Source organism: Streptosporangium sp. NPDC050148 (assembly GCF_055586505.1).
In genome coordinates this window covers 13,773-34,520 of record NZ_JBVJIA010000035.1, presented here as the reverse complement: position 1 = coordinate 34,520, position 20,748 = coordinate 13,773, and the positions used below count along the sequence as shown (strand labels likewise).

The 20,748-nt window shown below is 70.6% G+C and carries 20 protein-coding genes; 8 read left to right on the top strand and 12 right to left on the bottom strand.

Going from position 1 to position 20,748, the window contains the following annotated elements; all coding sequences use genetic code 11:
• Window positions 1-124: 124 nt before the first annotated feature.
• The gene (locus ACZ6RT_RS30420) at window positions 125-1,417 is read right to left on the bottom strand and encodes a cellulose binding domain-containing protein (RefSeq protein WP_470157352.1); all 1,293 of its coding nucleotides are present in this window, start codon (window positions 1,415-1,417) and stop codon (window positions 125-127) included.
• A gap of 193 nt (window positions 1,418-1,610) precedes the next feature.
• Here ACZ6RT_RS30420 and ACZ6RT_RS30415 point away from each other — a divergent pair, with 193 nt between their 5' ends.
• Together ACZ6RT_RS30415 and ACZ6RT_RS30410 are read left to right on the top strand one after the other, a co-directional pair.
• On the top strand, window positions 1,611-1,910 hold the full coding sequence (locus ACZ6RT_RS30415; protein ID WP_399193661.1) for a hypothetical protein: 300 nt from the start codon (window positions 1,611-1,613) through the stop codon (window positions 1,908-1,910).
• A gap of 67 nt (window positions 1,911-1,977) precedes the next feature.
• Window positions 1,978-2,196, top strand: coding sequence for a hypothetical protein (locus ACZ6RT_RS30410; RefSeq protein ID WP_399193663.1), 219 nt, complete (start codon window positions 1,978-1,980; stop codon window positions 2,194-2,196).
• A 155-nt stretch (window positions 2,197-2,351) separates the two neighbouring features.
• Here the strand turns inward: ACZ6RT_RS30410 and ACZ6RT_RS30405 are convergent, their stop codons facing one another.
• The 3 genes from ACZ6RT_RS30405 to ACZ6RT_RS30395 form a co-directional block, all read right to left on the bottom strand.
• Complete coding sequence (locus ACZ6RT_RS30405; protein ID WP_470157351.1) at window positions 2,352-4,613, bottom strand: rhamnogalacturonan lyase family protein; 2,262 nt, start codon at window positions 4,611-4,613, stop codon at window positions 2,352-2,354.
• Between the two features lie 204 nt (window positions 4,614-4,817).
• Window positions 4,818-6,260, bottom strand: coding sequence for a family 43 glycosylhydrolase (locus ACZ6RT_RS30400; RefSeq protein WP_470157350.1), 1,443 nt, complete (start codon window positions 6,258-6,260; stop codon window positions 4,818-4,820).
• A gap of 25 nt (window positions 6,261-6,285) precedes the next feature.
• Window positions 6,286-7,641 carry a family 43 glycosylhydrolase gene (locus ACZ6RT_RS30395; protein WP_470157349.1) on the bottom strand — a complete coding sequence of 452 codons (1,356 nt, stop codon included), beginning with the start codon at window positions 7,639-7,641 and terminating at the stop codon, window positions 6,286-6,288.
• 349 nt (window positions 7,642-7,990) lie between these two features.
• Between ACZ6RT_RS30395 and ACZ6RT_RS30390 the strand changes: the two genes are divergently transcribed.
• Entirely contained in the window at window positions 7,991-9,007 is a 1,017-nt protein-coding gene (locus ACZ6RT_RS30390; protein WP_470157348.1) for a PaaX family transcriptional regulator, read from the top strand.
• 413 nt (window positions 9,008-9,420) lie between these two features.
• Here the strand turns inward: ACZ6RT_RS30390 and ACZ6RT_RS30385 are convergent, their stop codons facing one another.
• The 4 genes from ACZ6RT_RS30385 to ACZ6RT_RS30370 all read right to left on the bottom strand — a co-directional run bounded on the left by ACZ6RT_RS30385 (window position 9,421) and on the right by ACZ6RT_RS30370 (window position 11,849).
• Entirely contained in the window at window positions 9,421-10,017 is a 597-nt protein-coding gene (locus ACZ6RT_RS30385; RefSeq protein ID WP_470157347.1) for a maleylpyruvate isomerase family mycothiol-dependent enzyme, read from the bottom strand.
• On the bottom strand, window positions 10,014-10,454 hold the full coding sequence (locus ACZ6RT_RS30380; RefSeq protein WP_470157346.1) for an SRPBCC family protein: 441 nt from the start codon (window positions 10,452-10,454) through the stop codon (window positions 10,014-10,016). Before ACZ6RT_RS30380 ends, ACZ6RT_RS30385 begins: the two co-directional genes overlap by 4 nt.
• On the bottom strand, window positions 10,451-10,798 hold the full coding sequence (locus ACZ6RT_RS30375) for an ArsR/SmtB family transcription factor (protein WP_399193678.1): 348 nt from the start codon (window positions 10,796-10,798) through the stop codon (window positions 10,451-10,453). The genes ACZ6RT_RS30380 and ACZ6RT_RS30375 overlap by 4 nt, the downstream gene beginning before the upstream one ends.
• A 100-nt stretch (window positions 10,799-10,898) precedes the next feature.
• Window positions 10,899-11,849 (bottom strand): GbsR/MarR family transcriptional regulator, encoded by a 951-nt coding sequence (locus tag ACZ6RT_RS30370; RefSeq protein ID WP_470157345.1) that lies wholly within the window; start codon window positions 11,847-11,849, stop codon window positions 10,899-10,901.
• Window positions 11,850-12,070: 221 nt separating this feature from the next.
• On the opposite strand from ACZ6RT_RS30370, the gene ACZ6RT_RS30365 reads away from it, so the two are divergent.
• Both ACZ6RT_RS30365 and ACZ6RT_RS30360 read left to right on the top strand, forming a co-directional pair.
• Window positions 12,071-13,726 (top strand): serine hydrolase domain-containing protein, encoded by a 1,656-nt coding sequence (locus tag ACZ6RT_RS30365; RefSeq protein ID WP_470157344.1) that lies wholly within the window; start codon window positions 12,071-12,073, stop codon window positions 13,724-13,726.
• Between the two features lie 136 nt (window positions 13,727-13,862).
• Window positions 13,863-14,696 (top strand): MBL fold metallo-hydrolase, encoded by an 834-nt coding sequence (locus ACZ6RT_RS30360; protein ID WP_399193684.1) that lies wholly within the window; start codon window positions 13,863-13,865, stop codon window positions 14,694-14,696.
• A 175-nt stretch (window positions 14,697-14,871) separates the two neighbouring features.
• Here the strand turns inward: ACZ6RT_RS30360 and ACZ6RT_RS30355 are convergent, their stop codons facing one another.
• On the bottom strand, window positions 14,872-15,843 hold the full coding sequence (locus ACZ6RT_RS30355) for a hypothetical protein (RefSeq protein WP_470157343.1): 972 nt from the start codon (window positions 15,841-15,843) through the stop codon (window positions 14,872-14,874).
• Window positions 15,840-16,400: an RNA polymerase sigma factor gene (locus tag ACZ6RT_RS30350; protein ID WP_470157342.1), complete on the bottom strand. Its 561-nt coding sequence runs from the start codon at window positions 16,398-16,400 to the stop codon at window positions 15,840-15,842. The genes ACZ6RT_RS30355 and ACZ6RT_RS30350 overlap by 4 nt, the downstream gene beginning before the upstream one ends.
• 503 nt (window positions 16,401-16,903) lie before the next feature.
• On the opposite strand from ACZ6RT_RS30350, the gene ACZ6RT_RS30345 reads away from it, so the two are divergent.
• The gene (locus tag ACZ6RT_RS30345; protein ID WP_470157341.1) at window positions 16,904-17,263 is read left to right on the top strand and encodes a helix-turn-helix domain-containing protein; all 360 of its coding nucleotides are present in this window, start codon (window positions 16,904-16,906) and stop codon (window positions 17,261-17,263) included.
• 15 nt (window positions 17,264-17,278) lie between these two features.
• Here the strand turns inward: ACZ6RT_RS30345 and ACZ6RT_RS30340 are convergent, their stop codons facing one another.
• Window positions 17,279-17,881, bottom strand: coding sequence for a ClpP family protease (locus ACZ6RT_RS30340; RefSeq protein ID WP_470157340.1), 603 nt, complete (start codon window positions 17,879-17,881; stop codon window positions 17,279-17,281).
• Window positions 17,878-18,504 carry a ClpP family protease gene (locus ACZ6RT_RS30335; protein ID WP_470157339.1) on the bottom strand — a complete coding sequence of 209 codons (627 nt, stop codon included), beginning with the start codon at window positions 18,502-18,504 and terminating at the stop codon, window positions 17,878-17,880. Before ACZ6RT_RS30335 ends, ACZ6RT_RS30340 begins: the two co-directional genes overlap by 4 nt.
• Before the next feature lie 279 nt (window positions 18,505-18,783).
• On the opposite strand from ACZ6RT_RS30335, the gene ACZ6RT_RS30330 reads away from it, so the two are divergent.
• Window positions 18,784-19,260 (top strand): anthrone oxygenase family protein, encoded by a 477-nt coding sequence (locus tag ACZ6RT_RS30330; protein WP_470157338.1) that lies wholly within the window; start codon window positions 18,784-18,786, stop codon window positions 19,258-19,260.
• 146 nt (window positions 19,261-19,406) lie between these two features.
• Window positions 19,407-20,549 carry an alpha/beta fold hydrolase gene (locus ACZ6RT_RS30325; protein ID WP_470157337.1) on the top strand — a complete coding sequence of 381 codons (1,143 nt, stop codon included), beginning with the start codon at window positions 19,407-19,409 and terminating at the stop codon, window positions 20,547-20,549.
• Window positions 20,550-20,748: the final 199 nt, after the last annotated feature.

Genomic DNA, 20,748 nt, shown 5'->3' with positions numbered 1-20,748 from the left:
CTTCGGTACTTCTCTCTCCCCCCGCGTGGGATATGGGACAGGAAGCAGCCCAGCACCCCCCCCCCCCCCCCCCCCCCCCCCCCCCCCCCCCCCCCCCCCCCCCCCCCCCCCCCCCCCACCGGCGTCAGGGCACTCTCGTGCAGACGATGTTGTTGAGTTTGAACTGGGCCGGAATACCGTTCGTCCCGGTGGCGGTCGCCGAGAAGCCGAAGCTCTGGCTGGAGCCGGGGCCGATGTAGGAGTTGTGGCCGGCGTCGCGGGCGGTCACCTGGGTGCCGGTCTGGGTCACCGTGGCGTTCCAGCCGCCGGTGATCTGCTGGTTGCCCGGCCAGGTCCAGGTCAGGACCCAGCGGTCGACGGGGGTCGTGCCGGTGTTCTTGATCGTCACGCTGCCGTTGAAGGCGCCGGTCCAGACGCCGGTGGTGTAGGTGACCTCGCAGGCGTTGCCCATCTTGAGCCCGCCGCGCAGGAAGGTCGTGAAGTTGGCCCAGGTGGGGTTCAGCGTTCCGGTGGAGACGGTCTCGCCGCAGTCGGTGGTGGTGCGGACGGTCTGCAGGCCGTACTGGGCGGGGTCCATGATCTGGGGCATCATGTGGTCCGCGCCGGGCACCGAGACGAACGTGGCGTCGCCGCACTGGGCCTTGATCCTGTTGTAGAGCAGGACGCTCTGCCCGTGCGGCACCAGGAAGTCGGCCTGGCCGTGCAGGAACATCAGCGGCGGGTCGTTCGCGTCGGCGTAGGTCATCGGGTTGGCCTGGGCCACCGTGGCCGGGCAGGTCTGGATCGGGCAGCCGACCAGGAGGGACTCCGGGGAGGCGGGAGAGTTGTGGTCGAGCCCGCCGGTCGGCAGGTTCTGCGCGTTCATCTGCAGGAAGTCGGTGGGACTGAAGAAGGCGATCCCCACCTGCACGGCGCTGGAGACGCCGGTCGTGCCGACGGTGCCCTCCATCGCCGCCACGCCGCCGGACAGGGTGGCCATCTCCGTGAGCCAGCCTCCCGAGGAGTCGCCCATGATCGCGAACCGGTTGGGGTCGAGCTGGTAGGTGGCGGCGTTCGCGCGCAGCCAGCGGATGGCCGCCTTGATGTCGTGCACCTGGGCCGGGAAGATCGCCTGGGCGCTGGACCGGACGCTGACGCCGGCCACGGCGAAGCCCAGGGGGTTGAAGATCGCCGCGATGGCGTCCGCTCCGGCCTTGCCGTCGTCGCTCGTCCACGCCGAGCCGGTGTGCCAGATGATCAGCGGCCGGGGCGTGATGCCGGTGGACGGCAGGTGGAGGTCCAGCAGGTGTCCCCTGCTCCCGGCCGGTTGCGCGGGTGCGTAGGCGATGTCGGTTATCACCTGGGCGTGGGCCGGCGGCGCCAGGGCCGTCGACACGGCGGTGGCTGCCAGCATGGTCACCGCCATGACGGCGGTCATGGCCATACGGATTCGAGCTTGCATGAGGCGACTCCGGTCGGATGATCGCCGCTTCCCCGGTGACCGTCCGTGTCTTCTCCTGTGCCGGGACAGCCGTGATCGGTACCGCCGACCGTAGCGCCTGCGAGAACAACGTCCTGCTCGAGTGTCGCGACTTACATCGATATGGGCGGGGCGACGATATGACACCCGGGTGATGGCGGTCAAAGGTTTCTTCATATCGTTTCGACCGACCAGAAACACCGGCACGAACCGTACTTTACCCGTCATACAGCGTGAAGAAGCACAGATCATCCATGGCATGCACAGGCAGCCGGATACACACCTGCGAGGCATTTCAAGAACGCCGCGTATGGAATTGGACAGCGACCGGAACATCACTCCGGAAGGCCGCACACCGTCTTTACCACCGGTGAATGTCCGTGAAACACACGCCGCCCTCGACGACACCGATGAAAGTTTCATCCCCGCACCGCGGCCGATTGGGACCTGACAATCTTTCTGGCTCGCAGTGAGTGATAATGTCCACTTTCATGATCTCCCCACTCACAGGAGGACGAATGCGAAAGACCCGCGCTGTTCTCGTCTCGGCCGCCGTGGTCCTCGGAGCGACACTGACGATCGGCGCCACCCCGGCGCACGCCGAGACGCTGGCCGGCGTCTTCAGGGAGCACTCGGAGTGCGAGCGGGTCGGGACCCGCGGCACCGACCAGGGCTGGTGGGACGACTATTCCTGCGAGTGGGAGAGCCGTTACCGCTACTACTTCCTGTACGCGTGACCCCGTGACGCTTCCTGTACGCGCGACCCCGTGAGACGCGCGCCCGGCTCCGGGAGGCCGGACCGGGCGCGCGCTTCGGGCGCCCCCTCCCACCAGGAGGGGACGCCCGCCGGAAGGCACCGGGGGATCAGGCCCGGATCCCCCGGTGCCGGGTCCTACCGGAGGTAGACCTTGGGCTGGGCCGGGGTGGCCATGCCGTTCCCGATGAAGAAGCTCGGGTGCGGCGGCTGGTTGTAGGCGGTGTTCTGCCAGGCCAGCGCCACCCGGTACTGCGGGTCGTGCAGCAGGGTGTGGATCTTCGTGGTGGTCACGTGCGGCGTGGCGTAGATCCGCAGGGCCCGGTTGTCGGTGGTGGGCCAGATGACCTCCTCACGCCAGTCGCCGAGGATGTCACCCGACAGGGACGGGGTGGCCTTGGTGCCGTTGTTGGAGTGCACCCCCGAGGCGCTCAGCAGCCGGGTCTCGCCGCCGGTGCCGTACTTGTCGATCCGGGTCTGGTCCAGCAGCTCGCGCAACGGGTCGCCGTCCCACCAGGCCAGGAAGTTGGCCGAGGAGGGCTGGCGGCCGACGACCGTGCCCGCGGTGTTGCGCAGGCCGTTCTGGCCGGCGCCCGCCGCCCAGGACTCGGCGCCGGGGCTGCCCGCGTAGATGTCGGCGGCCACCCCGCGCCCGGGGCCCTCCTCCGAGCTGGCGGCGGTCTGCCACAGCCTCGACCCGGTACGGGCGTCGACCATGTACAGGCCGGGGCTGGCGGCCCACTCGGAGATCTTCACGTACTCCAGGCCCGGACGGGAGGGGTTGAGGTCGCCCAGGTGACCGGCGTCCCCGTGGCCCAGGCCGGTGTTCCACAGGCCGCGGCCGTTGTCGTCGATGGCGGCGGCGCCGTACAGGATCTCGTCCCTGCCGTCGGCGTCGACGTCGCCCACGCTCAGGGAGTGGTTGCCCTGGCCCGCGTAGCCGCCGTTGCCGGAGGCGTTGGAGTCGAAGGTCCACCGCTTGACGAGGGAGCCGTTGCGGAAGTCCCAGGCCGCGATCACGGCGCGGGTGTAGTAGCCGCGGGCCATGATCAGGCTGGGGCGCCGGCCGTCGAGGTAGGCGGTGCCGGCCAGGAACCGGTCGACCCGGTTGCCGTAGGTGTCTCCCCAGGAGCCGACGTTGCCGCGCGGCGGGTCGTAGTTCACCGTGGACATCGCGGCGCCGGTCTGGCCGTTGAACATGGTCAGGTACTCGGGCCCGGTGAGGATGTAACCGTCGGAGTTGCGGTGGTCGGCGCTCGCGTTGCCGATCACGGTGCCGCGGCCGTCGACGGTGCCGTCGGCGGTCTTCATCGCGACCTCGGCCCTGCCGTCGCCGTCGTAGTCGTAGGCCTGGAACTGGGTGTAGTGCGCCCCGGCCCGGATGTTGCGGCCCAGGTTGATCCGCCACAGCCGGGTGCCGTCCAGCCTGACGCCGTCGACGTAGACCGGGTCGGTGACGCCGGCCTGGGAGTTGTCCTTGGAGTTGTTGGCCTCCCACTTCAGCACGATGTCCAGGCGGCCGTCGCCGTCCAGGTCGGCGGGGGCGGCGTCGCTGGCGTGGTGTCCGGAGGACGGCGGGGTGATCGGCACGTCCAGGTAGCCGTTGCCGAACCGCAGCGAGGTCTCCGACGCCGGGCCCTCGCTGCCGCCGCTGACCGCCCGCACCGTGTAGGAGGCGTCGGCGGCGGCGCCGGAGTCCAGGTGGTTGGTGGAGTTGGTCACGCTCGCGATGCGGGTGCCGCCCCGGTACACGTTGAACGACGTGTCGCGGGTCTCGGTGCCCAGCAGCCGCCAGGACACCAGGTTGCCGGACCCGGAGCGCACGCTGATCAGGCCACGGTCCAGGTCCTCGGCCTGCTTGGCGTCGGCCGGGGGCGTCGGGGTCGGTGTGGGGGTGGGGGTGGGCGTCGGGGTCGGGGTCGGGGAGACGGTGGGCGACACGGTGGGCGTCGGTGTGGGCGTCGGGGTCGGCGAGGCGGTGCCGCCGTCGCAGACCGTGCCGTTGAGGGAGAAGGAGGCCGGGGCGGGGTTGGACCCGTTCCAGGAGGCGTTGAACCCGAAGGAGGCGCTGCCGCCGGAGGGGATGGCGGCGTTGTAGCCGGCGTCGACGGCCGTCACCGCCGTCCCGCTCTGCGTGGCGGTGGCGTTCCACGCCTGGGAGATCTGCTGGCCTGCGGTGAAGTTCCAGGCCAGCCGCCAGCCGTTGACCGGGTCACCGAGATTGTCGATCGTCACGTTGGCGCCGAAGCCGCCGCCCCACTGGCTGGCGATCTCGTAGGTGACGCGGCAGGACACCGCCGCGGAGGCGGGCGCCTGGACGACGGCCCCTCCCAGCAGCACCGCGCACACGGCGCCGCCGATCACGGCGCGGCTCCGTGTCAGATGGATGAAACGTTTCATGTCTGGCCCAATCAGATGGTGGTTCCGTTGGTTCGTCGGGGATCGTCGTTCCTGGCCCCGCTCCCGGATGACGGCGTTCCGCGAGCGGGGCGGCGTCCGGCGCCGGTCGGGCACCGGACGCGCCGCGCCCTCGCCCCGCCATCGGGTCCGGAGCGGTGCCGGGGACGTCCGCGCCGGCACGGGGCCCGCGCGGACGTCGTCCGATCAGCTCGCCGGCTCCCCGGAGGGGGAGTTCAGCGTGGTGCCGAGCCGGACGGGTGTGCCGAAGTTCGGCGTGCCGTCGGCGTTCCAGGTGAACTTCTGGGCCCGGGTGCTGCGGTTCATGTCGCAACCGCCGCTCGCCGAGCTGTTGGCGTGGTAGACGATCCAGTCCTCGGTGCCGTCGGGGGACGTGAAGAACCCGTTGTGGCCGGGCGCGTAGACGCCGTTGGCGTCGCTGCGCTGGAAGACCGGGGTGGGGTGCTTGGTCCAGTGGGCGGGGTTGAGGGGGTCGGCGCCGGTGAGGGTGAGCATGCCCAGCTTGTAGTCCGGGCCCCAGCAGGCGCTGGCGGAGTAGATCACGAAGGTCTTGCCGTTGTGGTACAGCGGTTCGGGCCCCTCGGCCACCGCGGCGGTCTGCCGCTCCCAGGCGTAGGTGGGCGAGGAGAGCCTGACCCGGGAACCGCCGATCGTCCAGGGGTTGCTCAGCGGGGTGATGAACAGGCTCTGGGTGCCGGGGTTGTAGGTGCCCATCAGGTACAGCCGGCCACCGTGCCGCAGGACGCTGGCGTCGAGCTGCCAGTCGCCGCCCAGGTCGGCCTTGAAGGTGTACGGACCCATGGGATCGGTGCCCGCGCTCTCCAGGACGTGCAGCCGCTGGGTGGGGTTGAAGTCGGCGACGTTCTGGCCGGCCACGTAGTACATGTACCAGCGCTTGCCGTTGGGCCCGTCCAGCAGGTGGAACTCCGGGGCCCACATGTTGCAGCAGCCGTTCGCCCTGCCCGCCAGGTCGAACACGACGGTGTCGGGAGCGGTCGCCAGCCCGCCCAGCGTGCGGGAGCGGCGCATGGTGATGGTGGAGTTCCAGGTGGTCGTGGCCAGGTAGTAGTAGCCCCCGTGGTGGGTCAGCCACGGGTCCGGGCCTCGCGTCTTGATCGGGTTGGTGAAGGTGTTGCGCGGGCCGGTGGTCGGGGTCGGTGACGGGCTGGGGCTGGCCGTCGGGCTCACGGTGGGGGTCGGGGTGGGCGTGGGGGTGGGGGTGGGGGTGGCGCCGGTGCAGGCGACGCCGTTGAGCGCGAAGTCGCCGGGGGCGGGGTTGGCCGTGCCCGAGGAGGCGTTGAAGCCGAACGTGGTGCTGCCGCCGGAGGGGATCGCGGCGTTGTAGCCGGCGTCGACGGCCGTCACCGCCGTCCCGCTCTGCGTGGCGGTGGCGTTCCACGCCTGGGAGATCCGCTGGCCTGCGGTGAAGTTCCAGGTCAGCCGCCAGCCGTCGACCGGGTCACCCAGATTGCGCACGGTGACGTTACCGGTGAACCCGCCCGACCACTGCGAGGCCACCGCGTAGTCCACCCGGCAGGCCACCGCCGCCTGGGCCGTGGCGGCCGGTACGACGACGGCGGCGCCGAGAAGCAGGGCCGCCGCCATGGCGCGTGTTCGGAGAAGACGCATGGTGATCACTCCTGACGGGCCGGGGTCAGTAGACGAACGGCCAGCCGGCCGAGTCGTAGCCGATCCGGTTGATACCGAGAAGGGAGGCGCCGTTGTCGGCGTAGTAGTGGTAGACCAGCAGCTCACCGTCGGTGTCGGCGAGGACGGCCTGGTGGCCCGGGCCGTGGATCGAGCCGTGCCCGGCCAGCACCTGGGTGCCGCCGCCGGAGGTCATCGCGACGCCGTTGCGGTCGACGTAGGGGCCGGTGACGCTGGTGGAGCGGCCGACCATGACCCGGTAGGTGCTGGCGGCGCCGTTGCAGCACCGGTCGAAGGACACCCACTGGTAGTAGTAACCACCGCGCTTGACGATGAACGGCGCCTCGATCGCGGTGCTGCCGGGACGGGCGGCGATGCTGCGGACCGTGGTGTTCAGGCGCTTGCCGGTGGCCGGGTCCAGCTCGATCAGCTTGATGCCGGACCAGAAGGAGCCGAAGGACATCCACCAGCGGCCCTGGTCGTCGACGATCAGGTTGGGGTCGATAGCGTTGTAGTTGCTGGAGGCGGTGGTGGAGATGACCAGTCCCCGGTCGGTCCAGGACCCCGAGGCCCCGGTGGGGCTGGTGGCCAGGAAGATCGCCGAGTTGGTGGAACCGAAGCTGGAGGCGGAGTAGTACAGGTAGTACTGGCCGTTGTGGTAGGAGATGTCCGGTGCCCACAGGTTGCGGGCACCCCCGGTGTAGGGGGTGGTCCAGGGGGCGCCGCCGGGGAAGACACTTCCGGCGTTGCGCCAGTTGACGCGGTCGGTGGACGTCTTCAGGGCGACGTTGTCGCCGGTGTGGGCCATGAGGTAACCGCCGCCGGGCCGCCTGACCACCGTGGGGTCGTGCACGCCGATGTCGCCCGTGACGCGGCCGGGAGCGGGGTAGGACGCCGGCGGAGTCGTCGGCCCCGTCGGGGTCGGGGTCGGGGTCGGGCTGACCGTCGGGCTCACGGTGGGGCTGGCCGTCGGGCTCGCGGTGGGGGTGGGAGTCGCCGGAGCGCCGGTGCAGGCGACGCCGTTGAGCGCGAAGTCGCCGGGGGCGGGGTTGGCCGTGCCCGAGGAGGCGTTGAAGCCGAACGTGGTGCTGCCGCCGGAGGGGATCGCGGCGTTGTAGCCGGCGTCGACGGCCGTCACCGCCGTCCCGCTCTGCGTGGCGGTGGCGTTCCACGCCTGGGAGATCCGCTGGCCTGCGGTGAAGTTCCAGGTCAGCCGCCAGCCGTCGACCGGGTCACCCAGATTGCGCACGGTGACGTTACCGGTGAACCCGCCCGACCACTGCGAGGCCACCGCGTAGTCCACCCGGCAGGCCACCGCCGCCTGGGCCGGCAACTGCGCGACGACCACCGCGGGGATCGTCATTCCGAGCGTTGATGTTAACGCTAACACGGCTCGCCGGAGTGCTTTTGATCTCTTCATGTCATGCCCATCACTGTGGTGGAGGTGGGTGGTGGCCAGACCATAGGAGCCTTGACTGGAGGAAGTCAACGAGGCGTTTTCGACTTTTGAACGGTCGCGGTCGCCGTGCCGTCGTCGCCGCCGAGGTCACCCCACCTGTCGTCCCGGTGGACATGAAATTAAAACGTGAAAATTTCATACCCTTACGGCGGACGCGATCCGGAGCCCGCCGGGGAGCGCCGGCCGGGGTCCGGTGACTCCCCGGCCGGTACAGTCGGTACGGTCGTGGACCGTCCGTGCCGGGGAGCGCACCGTGGTACGCCCGTTCGATATCGAGGAGATCTTCCCCGAGGCCGCAGCCGGGCCGCCACCAGGGCGGAGACGGCCGGGCAGCTCGGCCCAGGGCCTGGCGGTGACCCTGATAGCCGACTACACCGTGCGTACCCGGGCCTGGTTGCCCTCGGGGGCGATCGTGGCCCTGCTGGGCGAGTTCGGCGTGACCGCCGGCGCCGCGCGCACGTCCATCAGCAGGCTGGTCCGCCAGGGGGTCCTGGAGGGCAGTCGGCAGGGGCGGTACAGCTCGTACCGCCTGACCGAGGGCGCCGCGGCCGATCTGTCCAACGGCGGCACCGCGATCGCCGCCATCGGCGTGGACCCCGGCCCCTGGGACGGTTCGTGGACGGTCGTCGTCTTCTCCATGCCCGAGCAGGAGAGCACGCGGCGGCGAGCGCTGCGGGAGCACCTGCGCTGGAACGGCTACGCCCCGCTGTACGACGGTGTGTGGATCTCCCCCGATCCCCCCTCGCCGGACGGGCGTGCGGAGCTGGCGGCCGTGGCGCTCGGCTCGGTGACGATGTTCCGCGCACGGCACCTGGACCTGGAGGCGGAGGTCGACCGCGATCCGGTCCAGGCCTGGGACCTGGCGGCCATCGCGAAGGAGTATGAAACTTTCATCGACCGGTGGGGCCCGCTGGCGCCCCGGGTGGCCGCCGGCGCGGTGACCGGCGCCGCGGCGGTACGGGCCCGCACGGAGGTGATGGACGTCTACCGGCGTTTCCCGGTGCTCGACCCGATGCTCCCCGACGTCCTCATGCCGCCCGGCTGGCCGCGAGGTCGTGCCCGCGACCTGTTCGCGCAGGTCTACGACGGACTGCTCCGGCCCGCGCAGGACCACGTCCGCGCCGTGTCGGCACGCGTCGCGAACGGGCCCTGCCCCGGGATCCGGGCGCACACGGTCGCGGACATGGCCGCGGGCGTTCGCCGCGACGCGGATCGGCCTCGCCCTGCCGCGTCGTCCGCGCCGGCCGTCGCCGCCGGCATCGACGATTGACACTTGAACGTCCCGCAGTAACACTCCTTGATACACGTCGTCGTGATCCCGCACCGGTCCCCGACGCCGGCACGCCCCCACCGGCGGCGGGACGGGCTCGTCCGAGCCCACCGGCGCCCGGGGGCATGGGTCACCACGACCGTGACGGTCCCGCCGGACACCGGCGGCGGCACCGTCCGCCCCTGCCGGCACGGCACCACGAGGGAGGCCGCCACCGTGACAGACCACCCCCGTTCCCTTTCGTCCGGTACTTCCGCGCCGTCACCGACTCCATGCGGGAGCTCCGCATGGGATCGGTCCACCGGCCCGCGCTCGGAGGAGAGATCAGCGAGTACGGCTACGACCGCTGCCCCATGTCCGTCCTCCAGGGGAATTGATCCGAGGTCCCGGCGTCGCCGGATCGGCCGGGAGCCTCAGGCGCGGGGCAGCGCCCGGCCGTCGGGCAGCGTCCGGCCGGACAGGAGCGCGACCAGGGAGCCGCTGTCGGCGCGCACGAGCCGGCCGGTTCCCCGGCTCCAGCCGGTGTCGGTGGCCTCGAGCCGTACCCCGGTCAGGTCGGTCCCGAACCAGGTGCCGTCGGCGGCGGCGAGCCGGTCGAGGACGGCGGTCACGGCCTCGGCCGGTGCGATCGCGGGCCGGTCGAGCGCGATCGTCACGTCCAGGGAGTGGATGACGGCGTGGCTCAGCGCACCGGCCGCGCCGCCGCCCGGGGGCTGCCACGCGTGCAGTCCCGGCGACCGGAGCCGGCCGAGCAGGTCGGCGACGGGCAGCGAGGCGTCCCGTGCGGCCACGGTGTCGGAGAGCACGGTGAAGTCGCCACCGGCCGCCGCCATCTCGGCCCCGAACCGCTCGGGGGTGAGCCGCACCGGCATCGTCACGTGCGCGACCACGTGACGGACGAGCCACTTCTCGCACAGCGTCGGGGCGTCCCAGGTGCCGGCGTCCGCGACGGCGAGGAGGTCGGCGAGCCCCGTACAGGTCGGCGCCACCCAGGACTGCGGGTCGGTCATGATCGATCTCCCTGTACGAGGTGGGCGAGGTGGTCCCCGAGCTTGTCGAGGGAGGTGAGGAAGCCGTCACGGGCCTGGGGCGTGCGCATCGCCTCGGGCACGTGCCGCTGATGGATGACGACCGCGGTCCTGCCGTCGCCGAGGTCGTCGAGCGTGCCGGTGGTGTGCATCCCGGTCGCCGGCTCGACCCAGGCGAGCCGTCCGGGCGGGACGACCTCGGTGAAGGTGGCGACCATCCGGTGGTCGCCGTGCTCGCCGACCATCAGGGTCTCGAACCGGCCACCGGGACGGAGTTCGACCACGATGCCGTCGATCGGCGTGCTCATGCCGGCCGGCCCCCAGAACCGCGCGAGCTCGGCGGGCTCGGTGAGGCACCGCCACACCAGCTCGCGCGGCGCGTCGAAGACCCGCCGGTGGACGAGTTCGTCGTCGCTCACCGGTCGTCACGTTCCTGCAGGCGGGCGAGGTGCGCCTCCAGCCGGTCCATCCGGTCCGACCACACGCGCCGGCTCTCCTCGATCCAGGAGAGCGCGGCCTCGAGCGCCCCGGGTTCGAGGCGGCACGGCCGGGTCTGACGGTGCCGTCCCTGACTGATCAGGCCGGACCGCTCCAGCACCCGGATGTGCTGGGAGACGGCCTGCATGCTCATGGCGTACGGCTCGGCCAGCTCCTTGACCGTCGCCTCGCCCGCGCTCAGCCGGAGCACGATGTCCCGCCTGGTGCGGTCGCTGAGCGCCGTGAACAGGGCATCGAGCCGTTCGTCCTCGACAGTGGTTCCCATGCAGGTACTCAAGCATTCGCTTTATAAAGTGTCAACTTGAAGATGCTGGTCACCCGTGCGCGGCCGGAGGGATCGCGGTCGCGACGTCCGTCCGGCTTCGTCATTCCCGGGCCCCTCGGGCCGAGCCCGGAGCGGCGCTCAGGGCGTCGCGTTGCGCGGGGCTCAGGCGGTCGGGTCTCGGGATGACGGCGTACGCGCCGCGCCCGGTCCGCTCCACGGTGAGCGGGTCGGCGAGGATCGGACGACGGCCGATCGCGTCCAGGGCTTCGGCCGCCCGCGGGACGGGCCAGTCCAGTGCCGCGGCGAGGTCGTCCACGGTGAGCGGCCGGGCGGCGTGGACCAGCGCGGCCAGCACGGTCAGCGCGTCGCGCACGACGGCGTCGGTGAGGCCGCTGTCGTTCATCTGCTCGCTGATCCAGGCGAAGAACCGGGCCATCCGGTCCAGCCGGGTGCCGATGGACGTGCCGGAGCCGAAGAGCTCGCTCCCGTGCCGCGCGGCGGCCGCGATCTCGGTGTGCGCCCCGGTGTCGGCCTCGAACGCCCGGAGCCAGACGTCGTCGTCGACGACGTACCGCTCGCGGCGGCCGGAATCCCGTGTGCGCCTGACCAGCTCGATCGCCTCGAGGTGGCCGACGGCCTTGGACACCGACGCCGGGCTGACCCGTAACCGGCGTACGAGCTCGGCGGACGTCAGACTCCCGGAGTCGGAGGTGAGCAGGCAGACGAACACGCGGGCGGGCATCCGGGGGAGGCCGGTCCCGGCCAGCAGCGTCGCGAACTGCTCCATGAAACCGCGCACGGACTCGGCCGGTCGCCCGTCGGCCGGTGGCTCCGTGGCCTGAACCGGTCTGCGGCGGCGGGCGCGCAGCCCGGTGGACCGCTGCGCGTGGTCGGCCAGGTACCCGCCGGGCGCGCTGTTGCGCGCCACCTCGCGGCTGATCGTGGACGTGGGCCTGCCCAGCCGCCTGGCGATCTCCGCGTACCCCAGCCCTTCGGCCAGCCAGATCGCGATCTGCCGGCGATCGTCGTGGGTCAGCCTGCCTCCGGGCATCGGCCCACCCTCCTGTCGGCTCGGGTCCACGGGTGCGTTCACCAACAGTACATTGCAACGGAGGATCGACGTGAATTGCATTCATCGACAATGTCATCGCAACGATTGACGCGAATGACCAGTATCAAAGCAAGTGAATGGGCGTTCTACGTTGACTAATCTTGAAATGCAACGTAGCCTTTTCTCGTTCAGAAAGATTCGCTCAAGACGAGGACCCCTTTATGGCACAAGCGTTGGACGTGGCCCGGATACGCGCCCGCGTCTCCGAACTGCTCGCGGAGTACCGGATCCCGAGTGCCGCGATCGGTGTCCTCGTCGACGGGGAGATCACCGACTTCGCGGTCGGCGTCGGGAACGTCTCCACACGGGAGCCCGCGACGACCCGCACGATCTACCAGTGCGGCTCCGTGTCCAAGACATGGACCGCCCTGGCCTTCATGCGGCTCGTCGACGAGGGGAAGGTCGCCCTGGACGAGCCGGTGCGGACCTACCTCCCCGGTTTCCGGGTCGCCGACCCCGACGTCGGCGCCAGGGTCACCCCCCGCCACCTCCTCGACCACACCGGCGGCATCGAGGAGAGCTACGGGGACCCGGGCGAGGGTGACGACGTGTACGAGCGCATGGTGGAGAACATCGCCGGCGCGAGCCAGGTCCACCCCCTGGGCCGCACTCACGGCTACAGCCCGGCCCTGGGATACGCGATCCTCGCCCGCATCATGGAGGTGATCGACGGCGGGCGGTGGGACGACATCATGAAAAATCGCCTGTTCGACCCCCTGGGGCTGACCTCGACGAACACCCGGCACGAGCACGTCGACCGGAACCGGGCCGCGACCGGACACCTGGTCCGATCCCTCGAAGAAGGCCCCGTCCGCTCACCGCTGGACCACCTGCCGCGCTCCTTCGGTCCCGGAGGGAACGTCACCACGACGGCCAGGGAACTGCTCACGATGGCGCACGTGTTCCTCGACGAGGGAAAGGCGCCGAACGGGACGGAGATCGTCTCGCCCGGCATCATCCGCGAGATGACGGAGTCGCGGGTCCCCGTACCCGACCCGTACACGTTCGGGCCGGAGTGGGCACTCGGCCTCATCGTGTGCGACTGGCACGGCCGGACCGTCTACGCCCACGACGGCAGCACGATCGGCCAGAGCGCCCGCCTGCGGATCCTGCCGGAATCGAACATCGCCGTCTCGATGCTGGTGAACGCCGGACCGCGGGACGGCTTCTACCGGAAGGTGTTCAACGAGATCCTGGCCGACCTCGGCGCGGTCACCATCCCCGGCCTGCCGGAGCCCGACCCGGCCCTGGTCCTCGATCCGTCCAGGTACGAAGGCTGCTACGAGCGCCCCGGCACCCGCTACGACGTGGTGGCCGAGCACGGAGCACTCCGCCTCAGGTTCACCCTGGACCCCATGGAGGCGGAACTCCTCGGCAAGCCGCAGCAGCTCGACCACGAGCTGCTCCCGATCAGTGAGACCCACTTCCTGATGCCTTCGGACGATCCGCTCGAGGACCCCCAGACGGTCGCGATCTACGACTTCGAGAACGGTGCCGCACAGTACCTGCACGTCAACTGCCGAGTGAACCCGAGAGCCGACGAGGAGAGTGCCAGAGTGCACGTCATGGCCGTTTCCACGATCTCCGACGACGACGGTTTCTGGGATTCCCTGAAGAAGGCGTACGGCCGGCTTCCCGCGGGGGCCAGGTGGACGGTGGGGGTGGCGAGCACCGACGGGACCAAGGCGGTGAACGTCATCGTCCACGACTCGATCGACGGCGTCAGGAGCTTCTTCGAGGATCACGCCGGCGCATTCGCCACGACGGAGTACTTCGAGGTCGACGCGGCCAACGCCCTCGGCCTCCCCGCGACGTGACCGCTCCGTGCGTGGCGTCGGCCGGGCACCCCGGTCCCGGCTCGTACGCCTCACCCCCATAGTGCTTGCAAAATGCCACCACTAAGCACTACGGTCTCGGCAGGTGGTTGCACATCACGAGCGGAGGGAGCCACCCGTGCTGAAGCAGGTCGCGGAGGGTGTGCTGGTCCACGAGAGCGAGTTCTGCCAGAGCAATGCCGTCGTCGTGCACGGCCGGGCAGGCTCGTTGCTCATCGACGCGGGGGTGCAGGACCACGAGATGGCCTGCCTCGCCGACGACCTGTCCGATTCGGGCCGGACCGTCGTGGCGGGCTTCTCGACGCATCCGGACTGGGATCACCTCCTCTGGCACGCCCGGCTCGGCACGGCCCCCCGATACGGCACGGCCCGCTGCGCGGCCGCCGTCCGGGACCAGCTGTCCGACCCGAACATCAAGGCCGACATCACCGAGCACCTGCTCGAGACGGGCATCGCCGAGAAGGTCCCGCTCGACCTGTACGGCCTGATCACCGCCCTGCCGGGCGAGACGGCGCGGATCCCATGGGACGGCCCCGAGGCCCGGATCATCGAGCATCAGGCGCACGCACCGGGCCATGCGGCGCTGTTCATCGAAGAACGCGGGGTTCTCGTCGCCGGCGACATGCTCTCCGACGTCCTGGTCCCGATGCTCGACCTGGACGGCACCGCCGACCCGATCGAGGACTACCTCGCCGCGCTGCGGCTGCTGGAGGGCGTGGCGGACCGCGTCGATGCCGTCGTCCCCGGTCACGGGTCGGTCGGCGGAGCCGATCAGGTACGCGCACGGATCGAGCAGGACCGGGCGTACGTGCTCGCCCTGCGTGAGGGTCGTGCTCCCGACGACCCGCGGATCGGCCCGTCGGCCAGGCCCGGCTGGGAGTGGGTGAGCGACGTGCACGACGGCCAGACCCGGCGCCTCGCGGAGAGGGACGACCGCGGCGGCACCCGCTGACGACCGGTACGCGGCACGTTGCCGGGACGGAGGATCCGACGCGGTGGTCGCGGTGAGATCACCGGAATGCCACTCGCCGCGGGAACCGGCGCTGATCGCCCATCGACGTACCGACACCCCCGGCGGCCCGGCCCCGGCCCGCTCGTGCGGGAGCAGGAGCCGGGCCGCCTGGCGGTCAGGAGGCCGGCGGCGGTGCGCTTCCGTTGTAGAACGGGTTCTCGGCCGATCGCCCGGGCGTGACCAGGAAGCGGATCACGCCGGCCTGTACCTGCCAGGCGTGCCATACGACCCAGTCGCCTCCGACACGGCCGGCGGGAACCGGATCGAAGGACGACATACCGCCGGTCCGCGCGTCGACACGGATACGGCTGAACATCACACGCAGGTCCCGCCGGCGAGCCTCGGCCACCATGTCCCGCACGGACCGGCCGTGCCGCAGGGAGACCCCGGCGAACATCTCACCGGGGGCCATGGCCTGGTCGATGTTGGCGTACCGTTCGCCGGGCCGGGCCTGGCGGCCGAGCCGAACGTTCACGCGGCCGGCGAAACCGGCGGGAATGCGCATCACCATGACGCAGCCGCTGTCGCGGCCCGGCCGGCACCCCTTCGGAGCGGTCTCCGCCGACATGGCGACGCCGCCGAACCGAAGGCCGGAGGGATCCGACTCGGTCTGCGGATCGGGAATCCGATCGGGAGCCTGGTCGCCGCCGACAATCATGCCCAGGATCTGTCCCACGGCTCCTGGGGAGACCGGCACCGGACGCAGGTCGATGTCCAGGCCGACCGCGCGGAACGCCTCGGTGTACCTGGCGTGATCGGCGAAGGGGTCGATGATCCGTGCGACGTACTGCGGGCCGTCGCGCACGATCGCGACGGCGGAGTTGGCATAGCTGACGGCGCTCCGGTCGCGCAGCAGGCTGGGGCCGACGACGACGCCGGCGACGAGCATGCCGACGACGACCGCCGCGATCGTCAACCGCGTTCTCCGGGGTCGCCCGCCGACCGGTGAGGGCGGCGCCGCGGTGTGCGGCCGTGAGGCGGTGATGGCGGCGAGCAGCGTTCGCGCCCCCGCGGCGGACGCCTGCCCGGTCAGTTCGTCGTCGCGGACCCGGGCCAGACGGCTGATCGCTTCATCGGTGACGTTCATAGCGGCCTTCCTGCCGGGATCTGCGCGGTTCTGGTCATCGGCGTGAACGTGAGGTCCGCCGCGGCCAGCCGGTGTGCGAAGCGCTTGCGGGCGCGGTGGAGCCGGATGCGTACGGCGTTGCGGGAGCAGCCCAGGACACGGGCGATCTCGGCGGCGTCCAGGCCTTCCCAGGCGACCAGCGACAACAGCTCGCGATCGTCGTCGGACAGCCCGCGGAACACGTCGGCCACCTGGGTGAACTCCAGGCGCTCATCGGGCGGGGCGGTACGGGCGTAGAAGGCGACGACATCCTCGTCCAGTGTCGTGTGGCGGCTGCGGTGCCGCAGGCGTCCCCTGCGGTGGCCGGCCAGGACGTTGCGCGCCACGCCGTACAGCCACAGCCGCGCCTCGCCACCGGCGGGCAGGTCCTCTATGCGGCGCCACGCGATCTCGAACGTCTCGGCCACCACGTCGGCCGCGTCCTGAGCGCAGTCGCAGCGGCGGATCGCATAGCCCAAGATCTGTTCGTAGGTGTCGAGGTAGACCTTCTCGAACCGGATGTGATGGTTGTCATCCACTGATAGTCCTCATGACCGGCCTTCCGCGTGATGGGGGTTCGCGTATGCCCCTTCATGTCGCGGATGCCGCGATCATTTCTCCGCCCCCTGGGCATCCCTTCGTTCTACCGGGACGGGCGGGTCCGCGTGCCGGAGGGCTTCACGCCGTGCGCTACCGGTGAGCGGCCGTCGTTCCCGTTCGATCGTCTTGGCGGGGAGGGCACGGCGCGTCCGGGCGGTGCTGCCGGTTCTCGTCGACGTTCACAGATCCCGTGATCGGCGAGTGCTGTCCTGACTCGTCGAAGGCGATGCCCGTTCCCGGTTACGGAGTCATACGCATGGACCGTGGTCACCCGGTCGGTCGCCCGGCGATGCGGAAGGCCGCTCCCGATCTCTCGGGAACGGCCTCTGATCCCAGGTCACGATCTTCCGCGGTCCCGGGGGCGGGACAGAGGAGAGGGGACGGTTCCGCTCTGCGTGAAGTCGGCGGGACTCGAACGCGCCGTCTCTCTATGGTGAGAGGTATGGCGTCCTCTGTCCCGCCGCTACGTCCGGCGATCGATCGGCCCGATCCCACGTCGTCCCCGGCTCGCGAGCCGCTGTGGCGGCACGTGCTCGGCGAGCGTCTGCGGGGTCTTCGTCACGAGCGGGGCGAGAAGCTGAGCGAGACGGCGCGTCGCGCCGGTGTCTCGCCGCAGTATCTCTCCGAGATCGAACGAGGCGTCAAGGAGCCGTCGAGCGAAATGATCGCCGCGGTCGCCGGCGCGCTGGACGTCACCCTGGTCGACCTCACCCTTGCCGTCGCCGAGAGCCTGCGGTCCGCTCAGGGCAGCGGCACGTCCAGAGGTGCCACCTGCTCGATGGCGTACGCCCTGGCCGCGTAGCGCGGCCCGCCGGGATCACCCGCGCGTCTGCGAACGCTCCTCGATGATCTCGTCGATGAGCCCGTACTGCAGGGCCGCGGTCGCGGTGAACACGCGATCGTGATCGGTGTCGGCGCGCAGGGTCTCCACACTCTGGCCCGTGTGCCGTGACAGGATGCGCTCGATGTCCGCCCGGACACGGACGACCTCGTCGGCCTGCAGGATGAGGTCGGGGATCGTTCCGCGCCCCTGGGCGGCCGGTTGGTGCAGGATCACCCGTGCGTGCGGGAGGGCGGCCCGTCTTCCCTCGGCCCCCGCGGCGACGAGGACGGCGCCCACCGCGACGGCCTGCCCGACGCAGGTCGTCTCGACCCGCGGGCGGATGTAGCGCATGGTGTCGTATATCGCGAGCATCGCACTCGGGTCCCCGCCCTCACAGTTGATGTAGAACTGTATGGCGCCGTCGGGGTTCTCCGACTCCAGAAAGATGAACTGCGCGACGAGCGCGTTCGCGACACCCGCGTCGATCGCGGTCCCCAGATAGACGATTCGCTCGGTGAGAAGCTGCGAATAGACGTCCATGATCCGCTCGCCACGGGGATTCTGGGCGATGACGTTGGGGATCGTGTACGTGCTCACTGGCCGGCTCCTTCGGTGATGGTGAATCCGAGCCGCGGGCGATCCTGTGGCGCTATCTCGTCGAAGCTCTGGACGATCGCGTCGATGAAGCCGTAGTCCAGCGCCTCCTGCGCCGTGTACCAGCGATCGTGCAGGGAATCCTCGAATATGCGCTCGAAGGGCTGACCCGTGTCCTCGGAGATGAGACCGAGCACCGTGTCACGGGTGTGCCGCAGGTCGTCGGCCTGCAGTTCGATGTCGACCGCGGTGCCACCGATCCCGGCCGAGCCCTGGTGCATCAGGACACGTGCGTGCGGCAGGGCACGGCGTTTTCCCCGGGTGCCCGACGACAGCAGGAACTGCCCGGCGCTGTAGGCGATACCCAGCGCGAGGGTCGACACGTCACAGGGAATGAGCCGCATGACGTCACGGATCGCGAGCATCGACGGAACCGAGCCGCCCGGGGAATGGATCCACAGTGCGATGTCGGCCGACGCGTCCTGCGCGGCGAGTGCCATCAACTGCGTGGCGAGCAACGTCCCGTTGTCGTCATTGAGAGGACCGTCGAGAACGAGAACACGCCCGTCGTAGAGCTGACGTCTCACCCGCGCGTCGAACAGTGGTGGTTTCGATTCTTCGCCCATGCGTCCATCCTGCGGGGCGGTCCGGACCGGCGTCGACACGATCTGCCTGCGGCAGATCTGCTCTGAGCAGCGTGAATCCGGCCTCCGGCCCGGTGCCGTGACACCGCGGCCGGAAATGGCCGGTGCCCTGGCATGTGAACCTTCCTCGTCCGCGTGGTGCCATGCTGCGTTCCTACTCCCGGTGCCGTAGAGGGGACGGCTCCTCCTCCCGGTGCCGTACGGATGGAAGCCACCCGCGGTACGACGACCGGCGTCGGCGGGCGGGCGACGATTACGGCCATGAGAACCTCAGCCAGGTACGTCCACGGGGCCGCGTTGTCGGCCACCGGGCTGCTCGCCGGAGCCTTCGGGTACGGCGCGGCCAACGTGGTCCCCACCTTCGGGGCCGTCCCGCTGGACGTGCGCCTGACCTTCCACACCGCGATGATGGAGGTCAACGAGCCGGTCATGCAGAGTGCGATGGCGGTGGCGATCCTCACCTCGTTCGGACTGGCCGTCGTCCGTCGCGGCCTGCCACGGCGCCTGGCGCTCGGGGCCGGCGTCCTGACGGTGGCCTCGCTGCTGGTGACGGTCTTCGGCAACATCCCGCTGCACTCCCACATCAGGCGATGGGCCGCCGCCGGCTCCGCCCCGGCCGGTCACTCCGAGATCCTGCAGACGTGGGAGCTCTTCCACACGATACGTACCCTGACCGCTCTGTCGGCCTTCGCGGTGATGATCGGCATCGCCGTCCTCGTCCGGCCCGAGGCCCGTTGAACGAGCTCGGCGGCTCACCTGGTCCGGAGACCCGGCGCGCAGCTCCGTCCCGGGCCGCCACCACACCCCGGCATCGGACACCGCGACACCGCCACCCCCACCCCCACCCCCACCCGGGCACCCGGACACCCGAAGGACGTGAAGCCATGGGGAAACGAAGAATCGTCAGGATCGTCAGGGTGATGCTCGCCGTCCTGATCGGGGTGCCGGCACTGGGAGTCACCGGGCTCGCCCTCTGGGACGGCGGCATCGACACCGATCCACGCCGGGCGATCCTCCCTGACATCCGGATCGACCTCCGGACCGCCACGACACGGCTCGGCCCGATCGAGTACGACCTGTACGGCACCGAAGGCCCTGTGCTGCTGTCCGTTCACGCCGGGCTCGGTGGAGCCGACCAGGGACGGCTGTTCGCCGGTTGGCTGCAGAAGGACGGGTTCCGCGTTCTCAGCCCTTCACGGCCCGGTTACCTCGGAACGCCGCTGGAGAGCGGCCGGACCGACGAGGAGCAGGCGGACCTGCTCGCGGCGCTGCTGGACGAGCTGGGCATCGACCGGGTCGGAGTCCTCGCGGTCTCCGCGGGAAGCCCGGTGGGCTACACCTTCGCCGCGCGCCATCCGGACCGGGTCTGGGCACTGGTCTCCATCGGCGGAGTGAGCAGGCCGCGGCCTGCCGGGACGGGCTCACCGCTGCGAAGGGCGTTCATGGACACGGTGGGCCAGAAGCTGGCCCGGCTGACGGCGGAGGTCTCGCTCGAGACCGTCGTCGCGGGGACGTTGAGCGAGACCGGCACCTTCACCGACGGGCAACGGGCCGAGCGCGTCTCGTACATCATGAACACGCCGCACGTGCGGGAGCTCTTCACGGCGATGTTCGACACGACGTTCCCCTACCGGAAGCGCTGGGCGGGCACGGACAACGACGCGGTGCAGGCCCGGCGTGGAGAATTTCCCCTGGAGCGGATCTCGGCTCCGACACTGGTGGTCCACGGCACACAGGACGGTGATGTGCCGTTCGACCACGGGAGGTTCGCGGCCGAGCGGATACCCGGCGCGGAACGGCACTGGATGGAACACGACGATCACCTGGGCTTCTGGCTCGGCCCGAAAGCCGGTCGGGCACAGGCCGCGGCGCGAGACTTCCTCCGGCGACACGTGCCGGGCGGATCCGCCGGCTTTCCGCCGGCCTCGCCCAGCCGTGCACGGGCCGGTCCGACCATGATCGGCGAAGGACTCCCCCGCACACCGACCGCGGCACCGGTCCGAGTCCGTCGGCCTCGTACGCCATGATCGGCGCTCATACATCCCGTACGTCCCCAAGGAGCGTCGTGGTCGACGACGACGAAACCGGACGGGCCGATATCGGCTGGGACGGCTGGGACGGCTGAACGAACCTCGGTCTGATTCGGACCCGGCTCGACGCGGGGGCCGAGCCGAATTCAGAGGTGCAGCGGCTGCCGTCCGAACGGGTCACAGCCGGGCTGTCACC

Bases quoted from the DNA above. Each gene is read 5' to 3' on its own strand.
- ACZ6RT_RS30420 (WP_470157352.1), bottom strand. From the start codon at position 1,417: ATGACCGCCGTCATGGCGGTGACCATGCTGGCAGCCACCGCCGTGTCG.
- ACZ6RT_RS30410 (WP_399193663.1), top strand. From the start codon at position 1,978: ATGCGAAAGACCCGCGCTGTTCTCGTCTCGGCCGCCGTGGTCCTCGGA.
- ACZ6RT_RS30405 (WP_470157351.1), bottom strand. From the start codon at position 4,613: ATGAAACGTTTCATCCATCTGACACGGAGCCGCGCCGTGATCGGCGGC.
- ACZ6RT_RS30400 (WP_470157350.1), bottom strand. From the start codon at position 6,260: ATGCGTCTTCTCCGAACACGCGCCATGGCGGCGGCCCTGCTTCTCGGC.
- ACZ6RT_RS30395 (WP_470157349.1), bottom strand. From the start codon at position 7,641: ATGACGATCCCCGCGGTGGTCGTCGCGCAGTTGCCGGCCCAGGCGGCG.
- ACZ6RT_RS30385 (WP_470157347.1), bottom strand. From the start codon at position 10,017: ATGACCGACCCGCAGTCCTGGGTGGCGCCGACCTGTACGGGGCTCGCC.
- ACZ6RT_RS30375 (WP_399193678.1), bottom strand. From the start codon at position 10,798: ATGGGAACCACTGTCGAGGACGAACGGCTCGATGCCCTGTTCACGGCG.
- ACZ6RT_RS30370 (WP_470157345.1), bottom strand. From the start codon at position 11,849: ATGCCCGGAGGCAGGCTGACCCACGACGATCGCCGGCAGATCGCGATC.
- ACZ6RT_RS30365 (WP_470157344.1), top strand. From the start codon at position 12,071: ATGGCACAAGCGTTGGACGTGGCCCGGATACGCGCCCGCGTCTCCGAA.
- ACZ6RT_RS30355 (WP_470157343.1), bottom strand. From the start codon at position 15,843: ATGAACGTCACCGATGAAGCGATCAGCCGTCTGGCCCGGGTCCGCGAC.
- ACZ6RT_RS30345 (WP_470157341.1), top strand. From the start codon at position 16,904: ATGGCGTCCTCTGTCCCGCCGCTACGTCCGGCGATCGATCGGCCCGAT.
- ACZ6RT_RS30335 (WP_470157339.1), bottom strand. From the start codon at position 18,504: ATGGGCGAAGAATCGAAACCACCACTGTTCGACGCGCGGGTGAGACGT.
- ACZ6RT_RS30330 (WP_470157338.1), top strand. From the start codon at position 18,784: ATGAGAACCTCAGCCAGGTACGTCCACGGGGCCGCGTTGTCGGCCACC.
- ACZ6RT_RS30325 (WP_470157337.1), top strand. From the start codon at position 19,407: ATGGGGAAACGAAGAATCGTCAGGATCGTCAGGGTGATGCTCGCCGTC.